Source organism: Pseudomonas sp. Soil_N_39 (assembly GCF_057655955.1).
In genome coordinates this window covers 1-15,439 of the sequence record NZ_JBDGLI010000008.1, presented here as the reverse complement: position 1 = coordinate 15,439, position 15,439 = coordinate 1, and the positions used below count along the sequence as shown (strand labels likewise).

The 15,439-nt window shown below is 61.4% G+C and carries 15 protein-coding genes; 5 read left to right on the top strand and 10 right to left on the bottom strand.

All coding sequences use genetic code 11. The annotated features are described in order from the left end of the window. The first annotated feature begins 39 nt into the window (after window positions 1-39). Both xylG and AC3A5O_RS13520 read left to right on the top strand, forming a co-directional pair. Window positions 40-1,596: a D-xylose ABC transporter ATP-binding protein gene (gene xylG, locus AC3A5O_RS13525; protein ID WP_122566375.1), complete on the top strand. Its 1,557-nt coding sequence runs from the start codon at window positions 40-42 to the stop codon at window positions 1,594-1,596. Then, window positions 1,597-2,733, top strand: coding sequence for a sugar ABC transporter permease (locus tag AC3A5O_RS13520; protein WP_122566374.1), 1,137 nt, complete (start codon window positions 1,597-1,599; stop codon window positions 2,731-2,733). A gap of 9 nt (window positions 2,734-2,742) precedes the next feature. Here the strand turns inward: AC3A5O_RS13520 and AC3A5O_RS13515 are convergent, their stop codons facing one another. Next, complete coding sequence (locus AC3A5O_RS13515; RefSeq protein ID WP_305470666.1) at window positions 2,743-3,351, bottom strand: LysE family translocator; 609 nt, start codon at window positions 3,349-3,351, stop codon at window positions 2,743-2,745. Window positions 3,352-3,457: 106 nt separating this feature from the next. On the opposite strand from AC3A5O_RS13515, the gene gcvA reads away from it, so the two are divergent. Then, window positions 3,458-4,411, top strand: coding sequence for a transcriptional regulator GcvA (gene gcvA / locus AC3A5O_RS13510; protein ID WP_487753281.1), 954 nt, complete (start codon window positions 3,458-3,460; stop codon window positions 4,409-4,411). Here gcvA and AC3A5O_RS13505 read toward each other — a convergent pair. The 3 genes from AC3A5O_RS13505 to AC3A5O_RS13495 are packed head-to-tail and all read right to left on the bottom strand — an operon-like array spanning window position 4,374 to window position 5,600. Beyond that, on the bottom strand, window positions 4,374-4,805 hold the full coding sequence (locus AC3A5O_RS13505; RefSeq protein WP_305492206.1) for an NUDIX hydrolase: 432 nt from the start codon (window positions 4,803-4,805) through the stop codon (window positions 4,374-4,376). The genes gcvA and AC3A5O_RS13505 overlap by 38 nt on opposite strands. Before the next feature lie 29 nt (window positions 4,806-4,834). Next, window positions 4,835-5,248 (bottom strand): GFA family protein, encoded by a 414-nt coding sequence (locus tag AC3A5O_RS13500; protein WP_305492205.1) that lies wholly within the window; start codon window positions 5,246-5,248, stop codon window positions 4,835-4,837. Window positions 5,249-5,300: 52 nt separating this feature from the next. Continuing rightward, entirely contained in the window at window positions 5,301-5,600 is a 300-nt protein-coding gene (locus tag AC3A5O_RS13495) for a DUF2628 domain-containing protein (protein ID WP_305470663.1), read from the bottom strand. Between the two features lie 833 nt (window positions 5,601-6,433). Between AC3A5O_RS13495 and AC3A5O_RS13490 the strand changes: the two genes are divergently transcribed. Then, window positions 6,434-6,715, top strand: a complete 282-nt coding sequence (locus AC3A5O_RS13490) for a fructose-bisphosphate aldolase (RefSeq protein ID WP_305481420.1) — start codon at window positions 6,434-6,436, stop codon at window positions 6,713-6,715. A 193-nt stretch (window positions 6,716-6,908) separates the two neighbouring features. Here the strand turns inward: AC3A5O_RS13490 and uxuA are convergent, their stop codons facing one another. From uxuA to AC3A5O_RS13460, 6 genes are all read right to left on the bottom strand, one after another. Then, complete coding sequence (gene uxuA / locus AC3A5O_RS13485) at window positions 6,909-8,084, bottom strand: mannonate dehydratase (RefSeq protein WP_122566365.1); 1,176 nt, start codon at window positions 8,082-8,084, stop codon at window positions 6,909-6,911. 16 nt (window positions 8,085-8,100) lie between these two features. Then, window positions 8,101-9,558 carry a mannitol dehydrogenase family protein gene (locus AC3A5O_RS13480; RefSeq protein WP_122566364.1) on the bottom strand — a complete coding sequence of 486 codons (1,458 nt, stop codon included), beginning with the start codon at window positions 9,556-9,558 and terminating at the stop codon, window positions 8,101-8,103. A 17-nt stretch (window positions 9,559-9,575) separates the two neighbouring features. After that, window positions 9,576-10,868, bottom strand: coding sequence for an MFS transporter (locus tag AC3A5O_RS13475; protein ID WP_122566363.1), 1,293 nt, complete (start codon window positions 10,866-10,868; stop codon window positions 9,576-9,578). 78 nt (window positions 10,869-10,946) lie between these two features. Next, window positions 10,947-11,978, bottom strand: a complete 1,032-nt coding sequence (locus AC3A5O_RS13470; protein WP_305481416.1) for a Zn-dependent oxidoreductase — start codon at window positions 11,976-11,978, stop codon at window positions 10,947-10,949. Window positions 11,979-12,032: 54 nt separating this feature from the next. Further along, window positions 12,033-13,244 (bottom strand): D-mannonate dehydratase ManD, encoded by a 1,212-nt coding sequence (gene manD, locus AC3A5O_RS13465; protein ID WP_060742694.1) that lies wholly within the window; start codon window positions 13,242-13,244, stop codon window positions 12,033-12,035. A 4-nt stretch (window positions 13,245-13,248) separates the two neighbouring features. Continuing rightward, window positions 13,249-14,250 (bottom strand): sugar kinase, encoded by a 1,002-nt coding sequence (locus tag AC3A5O_RS13460; RefSeq protein WP_305470660.1) that lies wholly within the window; start codon window positions 14,248-14,250, stop codon window positions 13,249-13,251. Between the two features lie 153 nt (window positions 14,251-14,403). Between AC3A5O_RS13460 and kdgR the strand changes: the two genes are divergently transcribed. Further along, window positions 14,404-15,189, top strand: a complete 786-nt coding sequence (kdgR, locus tag AC3A5O_RS13455) for a DNA-binding transcriptional regulator KdgR (protein ID WP_122566360.1) — start codon at window positions 14,404-14,406, stop codon at window positions 15,187-15,189. The last annotated feature ends 250 nt before the right edge of the window (window positions 15,190-15,439 follow it).

The window sequence follows — 15,439 nt, the reverse complement described above, 5'->3', positions numbered from 1 at the left end:
ACTGCCTAGGTGTGAGCCCCTTTTCCAAGAGTCCTTGCCATGTCCGACTACCTGCTGCAAATGAACGGCATCGTCAAAACCTTTGACGGTGTCAAAGCCCTGAACGGCATCGACATCAAGGTCAGGCCGGGTGAGTGTGTCGGCCTGTGCGGTGAAAACGGCGCGGGCAAATCCACGCTGATGAAAGTGCTGTCGGCGGTCTACCCTTACGGCACCTGGGAAGGCGAAATCATTTGGGACGGCCAGCCGCTCAAGGCGCAGTCCATCAGCGAAACCGAAGCCGCCGGGATCGTCATCATTCACCAGGAACTGACCCTGGTCCCCGACCTGTCGGTGGCCGAAAACATCTTCATGGGCCACGAGCTGACGCTGCCTGGCGGACGCATGAACTACCCGGCGATGATCCATCGCGCCGAAGCCCTGATGCGTGAGCTCAAAGTGCCGGACATGAACGTCTCATTGCCGGTTTCGCAGTACGGCGGTGGCTACCAGCAACTGGTGGAAATTGCCAAGGCACTGAACAAGCAGGCGCGGCTGCTGATCCTCGACGAGCCCTCCTCGGCCCTGACCCGCTCGGAAATCGAGGTGCTGCTGGACATCATCCGCGACCTCAAGGCCAAAGGCGTTGCCTGCGTCTACATCTCCCACAAACTCGATGAAGTGGCCGCCGTGTGCGACACCATCTCGGTGATCCGCGATGGCAAACACATCGCCACCACCGCCATGGCGGACATGGACATTCCCAGGATCATCACCCAGATGGTCGGGCGGGAAATGAGCAACCTCTACCCCACCGAACCCCATGACGTCGGCGAGGTGATTTTCGAGGCGCGCCACGTCACCTGCTACGACGTCGACAACCCCAAGCGCAAACGGGTCGACGACATTTCATTTGTCCTCAAGCGCGGGGAAATCCTCGGCATCGCCGGGCTGGTCGGTGCCGGCCGCACGGAACTGGTCTCGGCGCTGTTTGGCGCCTACCCCGGTCGCTACGAAGGCGAAGTCTGGCTGGGCGGCCAACAAATAGACACGCGCACGCCGCTCAAGTCGATCCGCGCGGGTCTGTGCATGGTCCCCGAAGACCGCAAGCGCCAAGGCATCATTCCAGATCTGGGCGTGGGCCAGAACATCACCCTGGCGGTGCTGGACAACTACGCGAAACTGACCCGCATCGACGCCGAAGCCGAACTGGGCAGCATCGACAAGGAAATCGCGCGCATGCACCTCAAGACCGCGAGCCCGTTCCTGCCGATCACCAGCCTCTCCGGCGGCAACCAGCAAAAAGCCGTGTTGGCGAAAATGCTCCTGACCAAGCCCCGCGTGCTGATCCTCGATGAGCCCACCCGTGGCGTCGACGTCGGTGCCAAGTATGAGATCTACAAGTTGATGGGCGCGCTGGCGGCCGAAGGCGTGTCGATCATCATGGTGTCCTCGGAGCTGGCCGAAGTCCTGGGGGTTTCCGACCGCGTCCTGGTGATTGGCGAAGGCCAGTTGCGCGGGGACTTCATCAACCACGAACTCACCCAGGAACAAGTGCTCGCCGCCGCGCTCAGCCATCCCGATGGCCATAACAATAATGATCGGAAGTCTGCGTAGATGAATCAGGTCAAACAGCTGTTTTCCCGCTACAAAATGCTCGCGCTGGTGATCGCCGTGGCGCTGATCTGGCTGTTCTTCAGCTGGCAGACCGACGGTGGGTTCCTGACCCCGCGCAACCTTTCCAACCTGCTGCGGCAGATGTCCATCACCGGGATCCTCGCTTGCGGCATGGTGCTGGTGATCATCAGCGGCGAGATCGACCTGTCGGTGGGCTCATTGCTTGGGCTATTAGGTGGCCTGGCGGCGATCCTCGATGTGGTCTATCACATCCCATTGCTGGCGAACCTCAGCCTGGTGGCCTTGTGCGGCTTGGTGATCGGCTTGGGCAACGGCTACATGACCGCCTACCTGCGCATTCCATCGTTCATCGTCGGGCTGGGTGGCATGCTCGCGTTTCGCGGCGTCCTGTTGGGCGTGACCGGCGGCACCACCATTGCCCCGGTGTCACCGGAACTGGTCTACGTCGGCCAGGGTTACTTGCCGCACACGGTCGGGACCGGGCTCGGCATCCTGCTGTTCGCCCTGACCCTGTTCCTGACCTGGAAACAACGGCGCAACCGCGCCCTCCATGGCTTGGCGGCGCATTCCCTGGTGCGCGACGTGTTGCGCGTGGTGGTGATCGGCGCGGTGCTGGCCGGGTTCGTCTATACCCTCAACAGCTACGACGGCATTCCGGTGCCGGTGCTGCTCCTGCTGATCCTGCTGGGGGTGTTCAGCTACGTCACCAGCCAGACCGTGTTCGGCCGCCGCGTCTACTCGGTAGGCAGCAACATGGAAGCCACGCGCCTGTCCGGCATCAACGTGCAAGCGGTGAAGCTGTGGATCTTCGGCATCATGGGCGTGATGTGCGCCCTCGCCGGCATGGTCAACACCGCACGCCTGGCCGCCGGCTCGCCCTCGGCCGGCAACATGGGCGAACTCGACGCCATCGCGGCCTGCTTCATCGGCGGCACCTCCATGCGCGGCGGCTCCGGCACGGTCTACGGTGCGCTGCTCGGCGCGCTGGTGATCACCAGCCTGGACAACGGCATGTCGATGCTCGACGTCGACAGCTACTGGCAGATGATCGTCAAAGGCAGCATCTTGGTGCTGGCGGTGTGGGTGGATGTGAGTACGCGGACGGGGCGACGTTGATAGGTCTCATCACTTGCTGGCAGACGCCATCAACGCACCAAAGCCCAGGAAGGTGATGCCCGACAATTTGCCGACAATCCTGGCGCCCTGGCTCGACGAGAGCCAGCCCCTGGCGCCATTGGCCATGAGCGCATAGCCGGAATGCACCAGGACCACAAGCACGCCATAGGACGCCACCAGCAGGAAAAACTGGCGGTAATAATCGCCCTCCGGCTTGATGAACTGAGGGAACACCGCCAGGAAGAAAAACCCCGCCTTGGGGTTGAGCAACTGAATCGACAGCGCCTCGCCGAATCGCCGCCACGGGCGCGGCGACGTAGCTGTGAGTTCGGGAATAAAGCGCTGGGTACGCCACATCTTGATGCCCAAGTACAACAAGTACAGCGCCCCGATGTATTTGAGCACGGTGAAAGCCGTCGCCGAGGCGGCCAGGAGCAACCCCAGGCTGCTGGCGCAAATACCCGCCACGATAAACGCCCCCGACGCGATACCGAAGATGCCCGGCAATGCCCCGCGCCAACCATGGCGCAAGGCATTGGACAGCGTCAGCACCACGCCAGGACCCGGGCTGAGCACCGTCAGGGTCGCCAGGATCAGAAAAAGTCCGTAACCGGCCATGCACCACTCCCCATTAAAGGCAAATTACTGTGGCTTTCAGAGTGGCGAGGCGCATGGGGGCTGACAAACGCTTTAATTGCACCTCATATGTGACTAAATTAGACGCATGATTGCCAACCTCCCCCCGTTGAACGCCGTTCGCGCTTTCGCCGCTGCCGCTCGCCACCAGAGTTTCAGTCGCGCCGCCGAAGAGCTGCACGTCAGCCACAGCGCCGTCAGCCGTCACGTAAAGTTGCTCGAAGAGCGCTTGGGCGTACTGCTGTTCGAACGTCGAACCCGGCAATCCTTGCTCACCCCGGCCGGTCGGGTTTTCTACGAACAGGTCAGCGAGGCACTGACCCAGATCGCCAACGCCGCCACCGCGCTGACGCGCCACGCGGCCCAGCGCAAAGTGATCATCAACGTGCGCCCTTCCTTCGCGGTGCGCTGGCTCATCCCCAGACTGCCGGACTTCATGGCGCGCCATCCGGGCATCAAGCCCGAGGTCGTCACCAGCACCCGGTCTCCCGATCCATCGCGGGAAATGTTCGACGTGGTCATTCGTCGTGGACACGCCGGCTGGTCAGCCGATGTACAGCCCACCGTGTTGTTGGAGGACCACCTGCTGCTGGTCGCCGCACCGTCGCTGCTGCAAAGCGTGCCATTGGAAAACGTCCACGACCTGACCCGGCACACCTTGTTGTCGGGCAGGACGCGCAGCAGCGATTGGCAAGATTGGGTGGAACAGGCCGGAATCGATCCATTGAACAATCCGCCGACCCTGCAATTCGATCACATGCACCTTGTGCTCCAGGCCGCTGTCGATGGCCTGGGCGTGGCGTTGTGTCCGGCTTCGCTGTTGGGTAGGGATTTGTCCAATGGGCGCTTGGCCTGTCCACTGCCGTCGTTGCGCCTGCCGTTGGCCCGCTATTACTACGGGGTTGCCGAGAATGCGGTGGTTGAGACGCAGGTTTTTGTCGATTGGTTGTTGACGCATATTGATCAGGATTGGGATGGGCGGGGTTTCAGTCGCTCAGATCCAGTTAGCACTGCCGCAAATACCCAGACGCTTCCAGGGTAACGGTCAAAAAACGTAGTGCTCGGCAAAAGACAGGATGACATTGGTCATAAGGTAAATCGTCGAAAGCTGCCCAAAAAAACTCGAAGGAAAGACCGCCGCCGTCACACGTGTTGTATGTCCATTGCTCTGGGAGCGCGATCCTCGGCTCACATAAATGGAATGACCATACTTGGGCAAGATGATCAGCGTCCCAGCATCCGAGGTCTGCCGAGATTGCAGCGCAGTCGATACCAGCTTCCTCATTCAGCTCACGCAGTGCGGCCTGTCGGGCAGATTCATCGACCTCAATCGTTCCCTTCACAATTTGCACACCTGCCAATGGGTGATGGAATAACAAGATTCGCGGCGGGTGAGTGTGAGAAAGAATGATGGGACAAGCTTTGTTTGGAATCATCCTGTTGTCCTGAGAGAAGACCTGGTTGCTTAAGGCTTCTCAAGCCAAATCGGCTCAACGCAATCCGGCAAGACGAGCCAATCAAAGCGGGTTTCGCGGTAGCCATGCTGTTGTTTGTGGGGTTTGAATTCGGTATCGAGAGTGGCCACGGCAACCGATATCCAGTCTGGATACGCGCCGTGAGGGTCCGACCAGAACAAGCTTGAACCGCATGCTCCGCAGAACTGCCGCTTGACGCCCGTTTCGGACTCATACAACCGGAGCGCATTCCCATTTGCCGAGACTCGCAATGATGCAGCCGGGACGCTGGCATAGGTCGCGAACGCGGCACCATGCGCTTTCTGGCAACGCCTGCAATGACAGTGGGTCAACGCCTTCAATTCGGCCGAAATTTCATAACGGATCTCACCGCACAGGCAGCTTCCGTGGTGACCTTCATGCATCCTTAGCGCCCCGCTTGAACTTGATCGAAACGACGTCTTGAAGACTTTGCCTTCAATTCCCAGCAACCGCTTTCGGATCAGCGACCTCAACCCAGCCCTTGCGCAAATAATCCTGCGCGACAATCTTGCGGATCATGAAACAGTAAACGACATGCAGCAGCGCCGTTGCCCCAGCCATCCATTGCGGTCCAGCCACAAGCCCGATCGCCACAATGCCGAGCCAGATCAACAAGTGTCGCCATAGCCCTGTGAAAAACAGATAGATCACGCCCAAGAACAGGATCGCCAACACCTGGAACGCGTCCACTTCTTCAATTTGATCACTGTCCGGGCTTTTGAAATAGCGTGCCATGTACAACTCCTTCGTTAGGATTTCCGTTTTTTAAGCCGCTGTATTCAGCCAGCATCAAGCACGCCATCGCGGCTACATTAGCTGCGCACTCGCCATGCAGGCAACTGAGCTGCGAAGTGAAACGCTGGACCGAGATGCCCCAGGGTGGTCATTTTGCTGCATTGGAGCAGCCTGAGTTGTTGGCGGAGGATATCAGGGCTTTTTTCGCGGTTGTCGCTAGAAAAATCCAATAAAGCTCACCGCAGGCCTCCTGTGGGAGTAAGGCTTGCCCACGATGAAGATGACGCGGTCTTTCGGGGAAACGAGGCGCCTGCATCGCGAGCAAGCTTTGCTCCCACAGAGATCCGCGCACTTCAGTGGTAGCGGCAAGAGACGGTCCGAAAATCTCGTAGGAATTTACCTCCCGTGGCGAGGGAGCTTGCTCCCGCTGGGGCGCGAAGCGGCCCTAAACCAGGCGCCTCTTTTCGCCAGGTACTGCGCAGGGGCCGGTTTTGCGGCTGCTGCGCAGCCGAGCGGGAGCAAGCTCCCTCGCCACAGGGGATGCGTGCGTCCTACAGGTCGGTTGTGGGGGCCAGGATCGACTTCTATAGTTGGGTCGTCGCTGGCTTTGGCCGGTGGCTGGGTTTCGCAGCCCGAGTGAACAAATCTAGATACCGTCAAATGAAATTCAGGCAAACTTGCCCGCTTTCATTTTATGGCGGTTGCGCGCGGGAGACTTTCGGGTCTGCCGAGTTTTGGATTGGTTCCTCGGTCTGCGAACCCTCGCGCAACTGCCACCCATTTGATTCGCAGCAAAAAGGTGGCGATTATTTCTATCAAATGAGTGCAACCTTATGACAACGAATCAACCATCCAGTCGCTTCACACCTCTCACTCAAACCGCCACCACCCACCCCGTCCTGCTGATCGACACCCAAGCCCCGCTCCCCGAACTCCATGCCTGTGCCAGCGAACGCCTGCACGCCACGCTCGACTACCTGACCTTGGTGGCGTGCAGCAGCCTGCGTGATTCAGCGGCCAGCGACCTCAACACCATCACCAATGTCGCCAGGATCCTGGTGCAGGATGTCGCGGATGTGTTCGGCGTGATCGAGCGGCGCGGGCTCGAAGACTGAGCCCTTGTGGGAGCGAGCTTGCTCGCGATGGCGGTGGCACAGTCAATCTCTGCGCAGGGTGAAATACCGCTTCGCGAGCAAGCTCGCTCCCACAGTGAACTGCGTTAGCCCGAGAATCCCCCCAGGCATTTCGTGGCGAGGGAGCAAGCTCCCTCGCCACGGGGTTCCTGCCCTAAACAGGGCGTGTTGTTGTCTAACCCAGCTGTCGGCGCACGGCCAGTTCCACGCCGCGGATTTCCGCCAGGCCCTTGAGGCGGCCGATCAGTGAGTAGCCGGGATTGCTTTTGCGGTGCTGGTCGTCCAGCAGTTGATGCCCATGGTCGGGACGCAGCGGCAAGCGCGGGCCGCCTTCGCGTTCACGTCGGCGCTCTTCAGCCACCAAGGCGCTGATGACCCCGACCATGTCGACGTCGCCGTCCAGGTGATGGGCTTCATGGAAGCTGCGGGGGTCGGTTTCCCGGCGGGTTGAACGCAGGTGGGTGAAGTAGATGAACGGCGCAAAGTGCTTGGCCATCGCTACCAAGTCGTTGTCTTCGCGCACGCCATAGGAGCCGGTGCAGAACGTCAGGCCATTGGCCGGGCTTGGCGCCGCGTCCAGCAGCCATTGGGCGTCTTCAGCGGTGGACAGGATGCGGGGCAAGCCGAGCAGTGCCCGGGGCGGGTCGTCCGGGTGGATTGCCATGCGCACACCCACCTCCTCGGCAACCGGGATCACCGCCCGCAGAAAATACCCCAGGTGTTCGCGCAACTTGGCCTCGTCGATGTCGGCGTAGGTCCGCAGCAAGTCACGGAAGTTGTCCAGGCTGTAGTGTTCCTCGGCGCCGGGCAAGCCGGCGATCAGAGTGTTGACCAGGGTTTCGCGCCGGGCCGGCGTCAGTTGTTCGAAGTAGGCCTTGGCCTGCTGGATGTCCTCGGCGCTGTATTCAGCCTGCGCACCCGGGCGCTGGAGGATGAACAGGTCGAAGGCGGCAAACGCGGTTTGATCGAAACGCAAGGCCCAACCGCCATCCGCCAGCTCAAAGGACAAATCGGTTCGGGTCCAGTCCAGCACCGGCATGAAGTTGTAGCAGACGATATCGATGCCGCAGCTCGCCAGGTTACGCACGCTTTGCTGGTAGTTGGCGATGTACTCGTCGCGCCGTCCGCAGCCGCGCTTGATGTCTTCGTGCACCGGAATGCTTTCCACCACCGACCAGCTCAGGCCGGCCGCTTCGATCATCTGTTTACGCGCCGCGATGGCGTCCACCGGCCACACCTGGCCATTGGGGATTTCGTGCAGCGCGGTGACGATGCCGGTCGCACCGGTCTGGCGAATGTCCGCCAGGGAAATCGGGTCTTTGGGGCCAAACCAACGCCATGTCTGTTCCATGTTCTTCTCCTTTTTATCAGTTGGATGCGGCAAGGGCGTGCAACAGGCTGTCCACGCCATCGCGCGTCAAGGCGCCGTAGGCGCGGTGCACGGCGTCGCGAAATGCCGGGCTAGCCGAGAGCAGCGGCGGGAAGACTTCGTGCAGGTCGAGAACGGCATCCACCCGCGATGCGCCCTCGAATCGTCCCGCAAGATCGGCAAAGGTGGCACTCAGCGGGTCGTCAACCACGTGCGCCGCACGACCGGGCAACGGTTGCGTGCAGTAGAGGATCCAGGCCGCGATGCCCAGCGCGGTACAGTCGATGTCGCGCCCCTGGTCGAGCAATTGCTGCGCGCCGAGCAACCAGCGTTGCGGCAGCTTCTGCGAACCGTCCATGGCAATCTGGCGCAACCTATGTTGCAGGCTGTCGTTGGCAAAGCGCGCCTGCAGATCATGGGCATACGCCGACAGATCGATGCCGGCCGGCATGTCCAGGGTCGGCGCGGCCTCCTCGGCCATGTAGCGCGCGATGAGGCGTGCCAGCCTCACGTCGCTGACGGCCTCGAAGACCGACTCATGGCCGGCCAGCAACCCTACGTAGGCCAGCAACGAATGGCTGCCATTGAGCATGCGCAGTTTCATCGTTTCAAACGGACGCACGTCGTCCACCATCTGCACGCCTTCCACTTCCCAGTCCGGGCGGCCGAGGGGAAAGTGGTCCTCGATCACCCACTGGCTGAAGCTTTCACAGACCACCGCCGCACGGTCGTGGCAGTCGAGTTGCTGCGCCAGCCGGCGGAAGGATTCGTCGTCCATGGCCGGCACGATGCGGTCGACCATGCAGCTGGGAAACGCCACCTGTTGCTCGACCCACTGCGCCAGCGCCTCATCCTGCAACGCCGCCAACGCGCTCACCGCCTGGCGGGTGCGCTGGCCGTTGTCGGGCATGTTGTCACAGCACAATACAGTGAAGGCCGGGACGCCCTCGGCACGTCGCCGGCGCAGGGCTTCCAGGACAATACCGGGGGCTGAGCGCGGCGTGTGTGGATGGGCGATGTCATGGGCAATCGTCGGATCTTCCCGGCGCAACTGCCCGGAGGAAGGGCTCAGGCAGTAACCCTTTTCGGTCACGGTGAGGGTGACGATCCGCGTTTGCGGCGCAGCCATGCGCTGCAGCAACTGTTCCAGTTCCTCGCCGCCCTCGCCCACATACAAAGCCTGGCGCAACACCCCGATCTCGCGCAGCGTCACTTGTTCGCGGTCACGGTACTCGGCCACATGGTAGCGGCCGTCCTGCTCGCGCAATTGCTCGACCAAGGTGCGATTGGAGCGCAGGTTGGCACTGCACACGCCCCACTCGCTGTCGCCATGGCGATTGAGATGGCGTTGCAGGTAGACCGCCTGGTGCGCTCGGTGAAACGCGCCCAGGCCCAGGTGCACGATACCGATCTGCGCTGCAGTGCCGGTGCAAGGTACACGTTTCACAACAGGCATCGACTCACTCCTTCTGTTCAGGAACGGCCCAGGGCCGAAGCGGGCTGCGGGCTTTGTGCCGCCGCGTTGCCGGTGTCCGCTACCGACAGCGGTTTAACGTAGCGCGCGACACACACGGCACCGATCACGGTCAACAGCCCTGCCAGCAGGAAGGCACTGGTGAACGAACCGGTGAACTGCACCAGGAAGCCCGTCAGGGTCGGGCCGACGATGCCCGAGGTGTTCGCCAGAAAGTGCATGAAACCACTGACGCCGCCCACCCGCGCCGCCGGGACGGTGTCCTGGATGATCGCCCAGTAGATGGCGCCGGTGAGGTACAGGAAGAACACCGCCAAGGCGACGAGAATCACCGCTGGATACAGGGTCTTGACCATCCCCGCGCAAGCGATGCAGACGGCACAGGCCAGCAGACAGGTCACCAGCACCACTTTGCGGGAGAACATCATCTTTCCGGTTTTCTTGAACACAAAGTCGGAGATGAAGCCGCCCAGGGCCAGACCGAGGAAACCCAATACCCAGGGAATGACCGTGGCGATGCTCATGTCCTTGACGTTCAAGCCGTGGGCCATGGTCAGGTAGCTGGGGAACCAGGTCAGGAAGAAGAACAAGGTGTAGTTATAGGAAAAGAACGCCAGGGAGGTGAACAGCACCGTCGGCTGTTTGAGGTAGAACCGCAGTGGAAACACCGGTTGTGCAGCCAGCTCGCTCTGCCCCTCGGCCCGGAGAATATCCTCGGCACCCTCGCCTTCAGGCTTCTCCTTGACGAACTTGTACCAGACCGCCGCCCAGATCAGGCCGACCAACATGATGATAATGAACGACACCTTCCAGCCGTAGGTGACGGCGATGAAGCCCACCACCGGACCGGAAATCGCCCCGCCCAGCGGCGTGCCGGACATCGACGCGCCGATCGCCCGCGCCCTGCGCTTGGGGGCGTACCAGTTGTTCACCATCTTGCTGGTGGTGACGCTCAGCGGCCCTTCGCCCATGCCGAACAGGATCCGGATGAGCACCAGCGAAGCGAAGCCCACCGTCAGCACGGTCAGACCGCTGAACAGCGACCACAAGACCATGGCCAGCAGCAATGTGGTCTTGGCGCCGTAACGGTCGGCGGCCCAACCACCGATGAAGTTGAAGGCGGCATAACCGACGAAAAAACTGCTGAAGATCATGCCCATCTCACCCGTACTCAGACCGTAGTCCTTCTGGATGAAAGGCGCCGCCACAGACAATGCCGACCGGTCGAGGTAATTGATGACCCCGGCCAGGAACAGCATGATGATGATTAAGCTACGTCCTTGACCAAACATGGTGGAGCCTCCCGCTTGTTGTGTTTATTCGGTGAGGGTGCCCATGACAGGCACGGTGAAACCGGTGATACCGACGGCTCAGGGATGGGCGTTCGTCAGCTCCACCAGCACTTTTCGGGTTTGCTCGGGGTGTTTTTCAATGAGGTCGATGGCGCCGGGCATTTCGTCGAAGGTGACGCGATGACTGATCAGGTCCTGGACCTGCAACTGGCCGCTGGCAATCAGTTCGATCACCCGGGGGAACTTGCGGTTGTTGAGCCGCGAACCTACCAGGGTCAGTTCCTTCTTGATCATTTCCAACTGCACCAGATCACTGGGCGTGGCAGTGAAGCCCAGCAATCCGATGCGCCCAGCCGGCGAGGCCAGGCGCACCATCTGCGGCATCAGCGCCGGGATGCAGGCGGCATCGACAATCAATGGCACGCCTTCGCCTTGAGTCAGCTCACGCATCACCGCTTCGACATCGACTTGCTGGCCGTTGAGGGTCCGACTGGCGCCCAGGGCCCGCGCCGTCTCCAGGCGGCTGTCGATGACATCGGTGACGGTGATGTCAGTCATCCCCAACGCCTTGGCCATCTGCACCAGGGTCAGGCCGATCACCCCGGCGCCGTAGATCAACACGCTGTCGCCCGGTTGCGGCTGCATGCGATCGAGTACGTTCAGGGCAATGGAATAAGGCTCGACCAGGGCGCCGTGGCTGAGGGACATCGAATCGGGCAAGCGGTGCGCATTCTCGGCCGGTACGCAAACCTGCTCGCTGAAACCACCGTCGCGATGCACGCCGATCACTTGCAGCCGCGTGCAGACGTTGGGCCGGCCAATGCGGCAGGGATAACAAGTGCCGCAACTGATCACCGGATCGACGCACACCCGGTCGCCCACCTGCAGGTGCTCGACACCTTCACCGACTTGCCGGATCACCCCGGAAAACTCATGGCCGGTGACCCGGGGGAAACGCACGAATGCGTTCTGCCCGTGAATGATGTGCATATCCGAGCCACAGATGCCGGCGTACGCCACATCGACCTGGACCTCGCCGGGGGCGACTTCGGGCCGGTCGACCTGGGCCAGGCCGAATTCAAAGGGTGCTCTTACCTGAAACGCTTTCATCGGGTCACTCCTGACGGGACGTTCGCCCCGTTTCCTCAAATAGTTGGAACCGCTTCACCAATGCCACAGCGTGCCGTCTTCAAGACGGTTGACCGGCAGGCTGGCGCGTTTGTAGGGGTATTGGCGGGCAAGGTCTTCATCGATGTCGACGCCATGCCCCGGTGTTTCGCCCGGGGTGAAGTGGCCGTCCTCGAAGCGATAGGCATGGGGAAAGACTTCATCGATGCGGTCTTCGTGCGGCATGTGTTCCTGGATGCCGAAGTTGGGCACCCACGTATCGAAATGCAGGGCCGCGCCCATGCACACCGGTGACAGGTCGGTGGCGCCGTGAAAACCGGTGCGCACCTGGAACAGCGCGGCGAAATCGGCAATGCGTCGCACATGGGTGATGCCGCCGGCATGCACCAGCGTCGTGCGGATGTAGTCGATCAACTGCTCCTGGATCAACTCGCGGCAGTCATGGATGGAATTGAACACCTCGCCCACCGCCAGGGGCGTGGTGGTGTGTTGGCGGATCAGGCGAAAACTCTGCTGGTTTTCCGCTGGCGTGCAGTCTTCCAGCCAGAACAGGTTGTACGGTTCCACGGCCTTGCCCAGGCGCCCAGCTTCGATGGGCGTCAGGCGATGGTGTACATCGTGGAGGATATGCAGGTCATCACCAAAGCGCTCGCGCACGGCGGCGAACAGCTTGGGCACGTAGTTGAGGTACTTGGCAGTGTCCCAGACGTGTTCAGCGGGCAGGTCGCTGTCGGCCGGTTCATAACGCTCACCGCTGCGCTTGGCGACGCCATAGGTGGTGGCAATGCCGGGCACGCCACATTGCACACGCACGGCTTTGTAGCCCAGCTCGACGTGACGGGCGACTTCGTCCAGGCAGCCTTCGATGTCCTTGCCGGTGGCATGCCCGTAGACCATCACCCGCTCGCGACTCTTGCCGCCGAGCAACTGGTACAACGGCATGTTCGCGGCCTTGGCCTTGATGTCCCACAGCGCCACGTCAACGGCAGCGATGGCGGTCATGGTCACCGGTCCTCGACGCCAGTATGCACCGCGATACAGGTACTGCCAGATGTCCTCGATGCGGTGGGCGTCGCGGCCAATCAGCGCGGGAAGGACGTGTTCTTCCAGGTAAGCGACCACCGCCAGTTCGCGGCCATTCAAGGTGGCATCGCCGATGCCGTAGAGGCCTTCATCGGTGACGATTTTCAAGGTGACCAGGTTGCGGCCCGGGCAGGTGACGATGACGCGCGCTTCAACGATTTTCATAAAGTCAGACCTGTGCAACAGAAGGAAGTGAGGACGTGCCCATGTTCGGCATGGCCGCCTGGGGAATCAGCGCGCCCCGGTATTGGACGACCTGGGCCGCCAGGCGATGGCCCCAGCGGGCGGCCTGCTCCGGATCGCCGCCGCGCAGGCGACAGGCCAGGTAGGCGGCGCTGAACGAATCACCGGCAGCGGTGGTGTCGACGACATGGGAAACGGTTTGCGCGGGCACCTCGAAACGCCCTGTCGGGCACTGGATCAAGCAGCTGGCGGCGCCACGTTTGAGGGCAACTTCGCGCACGCCCACCTGGGCGTAGGTACTGAACAAGGCGTCAGGGTCGTGATAGCCGAACAGGGTCGCGTCATCTTCCCAGGTGACCAGGGCCACGTCGGTCAGGCGCAACAGGTCGCAGTAGGCCTGCCGGGCCGTTTCGGGATCAGGCCAAAGATGAGGGCGGTAATTGTTGTCGAAGACGATGCGCGTGCCTGCCCGACGAGCCCTATGCAGGGCTTGGATCAAGCGTTGGCGCCCTTCTGGTGTGAGGATCGCCAGGCTGATGCCGCTCAGGTAGACGTAGTCGTAATCGGCCAGCGCATCGAGCATGGCGTCGGCCTCGGGGCCCTCGAACATGCGCCGCGCCGCCGCTTCCCCGCGCCAGTAGAGGAAACGTCGCTCGCCGTGTGGATCGGTCTGGATGAAATACAGCCCCGGCAGCGCGTCTTCGATCACGCGGACATGGGCATCACCAATCCCCTCGTCCAGCCAGGACCGGCGCATGGCGACGCTGAACGCATCGCTGCCCACGGCCGTCATGTAGTCCACGGTCACCGCGCTGCGGGGATTCAATCGGGCCAGGTAGACCGCGGTGTTGAGCGTATCGCCACCGAATGTCTGCGTGATCGCAGCACCCGGCTCACCGCGCATCTCGATCATGCATTCCCCCACCAACGCCACTTTCAACGGACGGGCGAAGCGGGTCTGCGGGCCATGGTCAAGCGTCAAATCCATAATCAACGCGCCTTTCTTGTTTTTAAAACGGCGTTTCATTTTTATCTCAAGGCCCGAGTCTAGTCAGATTCCCGGCCTCGTCAAGTAAAAATGAAACAGCGTTTTGTTCTGCTTGCGTATATCCTTGGGTTTTACTTTCACGTTGGAGCCTTCATGGACAACAGCGTCATTCCCAACAACGATCTGGTGTCGGCGGTGGGCCGGACCATGGCCGTGCTCGAGGCACTGGCCGAGCATCCGGAAGAAAGCGGCGTGTCGGAAATCGCCACCAAACTGGACATGTCCAAGGCCACGGTTTATCGCTTCCTGCAGTCGCTCAAGGCCCGTGGGTATGTGGTGCAGGACGCCGAGGATCGCTATCGCCTCAGCGTCCGGCTGTTCGAACTGGGCGCCCAGGCCCTGCCCCACCTGGACATCGTCCGGGAAGCGGAGCCGGGCATGCGGCGGATCAACGAGCTGACCGGCGAGACTGTCCACCTGGGGATTCTCGACGAAGGCAGCATCGTCTACGTGCACAAGATCGACTCCAAATACAACCTGCGCATGTACTCGCGGATCGGCCGACGGGCGCCGTTGTACTGCACCGGCATCGGTAAGGTGCTGATGGCCTGGCTTGAAGAAGACGAGTTACTGACCCACCTGGAGCAGGAGAGCTTCGAGCGCCGCACGGCCAATACCCTGACCAGCGTCGAGGCGTATCTGCAGGAACTGGAGATTGTTCGCCAGCAGGGTTATGCCGAGGACCATGAAGAGTTCGAAGACAACATGCGTTGCCTCGCGGCACCGATCCGCGACCGTTTCGGCCATGTGATCGGCGGGATGAGCGTTTCATTCCCGTGCTTTCGCTTCCGGGAAGAGCTGAAGCAGGACTACGTCAAGCAACTGATGCAAGCTACTCAACAGATTTCAAGCCAGTTGGGCTGGCATGCGCGGGGGTAAGCACAAAGTCCCATGTGGGAGCGAGCTTGCTCGCGATGACGGCGGCACATCCAACATCATTGCAAACTGATCCACCGCTTTCGCGAGCAAGCCCGCTCCCACAGTTGGATCGGGGTACGGCAGGAGAGACAGGTCGGCTGTCAGGCCGCCTCGCTTTTGCTTTTGATCTGGAGGCCCCGTTAACCACGATGGCCGAACGCAGGCATTGTGGAGTGGGCATCCCGGCATGGATGCCGGGATAGCCGCGCTG

What these genes read in the sequence shown, in the direction of transcription:
- xylG (WP_122566375.1), top strand. Translation starts at nt 40, where the DNA reads ATGTCCGACTACCTGCTGCAAATGAACGGCATCGTCAAAACCTTTGAC.
- AC3A5O_RS13520 (WP_122566374.1), top strand. Translation starts at nt 1,597, where the DNA reads ATGAATCAGGTCAAACAGCTGTTTTCCCGCTACAAAATGCTCGCGCTG.
- AC3A5O_RS13515 (WP_305470666.1), bottom strand. Translation starts at nt 3,351, where the DNA reads ATGGCCGGTTACGGACTTTTTCTGATCCTGGCGACCCTGACGGTGCTC.
- gcvA (WP_487753281.1), top strand. Translation starts at nt 3,458, where the DNA reads ATGATTGCCAACCTCCCCCCGTTGAACGCCGTTCGCGCTTTCGCCGCT.
- AC3A5O_RS13505 (WP_305492206.1), bottom strand. Translation starts at nt 4,805, where the DNA reads ATGATTCCAAACAAAGCTTGTCCCATCATTCTTTCTCACACTCACCCG.
- AC3A5O_RS13500 (WP_305492205.1), bottom strand. Translation starts at nt 5,248, where the DNA reads ATGCATGAAGGTCACCACGGAAGCTGCCTGTGCGGTGAGATCCGTTAT.
- AC3A5O_RS13495 (WP_305470663.1), bottom strand. Translation starts at nt 5,600, where the DNA reads ATGGCACGCTATTTCAAAAGCCCGGACAGTGATCAAATTGAAGAAGTG.
- AC3A5O_RS13490 (WP_305481420.1), top strand. Translation starts at nt 6,434, where the DNA reads ATGACAACGAATCAACCATCCAGTCGCTTCACACCTCTCACTCAAACC.
- uxuA (WP_122566365.1), bottom strand. Translation starts at nt 8,084, where the DNA reads ATGGAACAGACATGGCGTTGGTTTGGCCCCAAAGACCCGATTTCCCTG.
- AC3A5O_RS13480 (WP_122566364.1), bottom strand. Translation starts at nt 9,558, where the DNA reads ATGCCTGTTGTGAAACGTGTACCTTGCACCGGCACTGCAGCGCAGATC.
- AC3A5O_RS13475 (WP_122566363.1), bottom strand. Translation starts at nt 10,868, where the DNA reads ATGTTTGGTCAAGGACGTAGCTTAATCATCATCATGCTGTTCCTGGCC.
- AC3A5O_RS13470 (WP_305481416.1), bottom strand. Translation starts at nt 11,978, where the DNA reads ATGAAAGCGTTTCAGGTAAGAGCACCCTTTGAATTCGGCCTGGCCCAG.
- manD (WP_060742694.1), bottom strand. Translation starts at nt 13,244, where the DNA reads ATGAAAATCGTTGAAGCGCGCGTCATCGTCACCTGCCCGGGCCGCAAC.
- AC3A5O_RS13460 (WP_305470660.1), bottom strand. Translation starts at nt 14,250, where the DNA reads ATGGATTTGACGCTTGACCATGGCCCGCAGACCCGCTTCGCCCGTCCG.
- kdgR (WP_122566360.1), top strand. Translation starts at nt 14,404, where the DNA reads ATGGACAACAGCGTCATTCCCAACAACGATCTGGTGTCGGCGGTGGGC.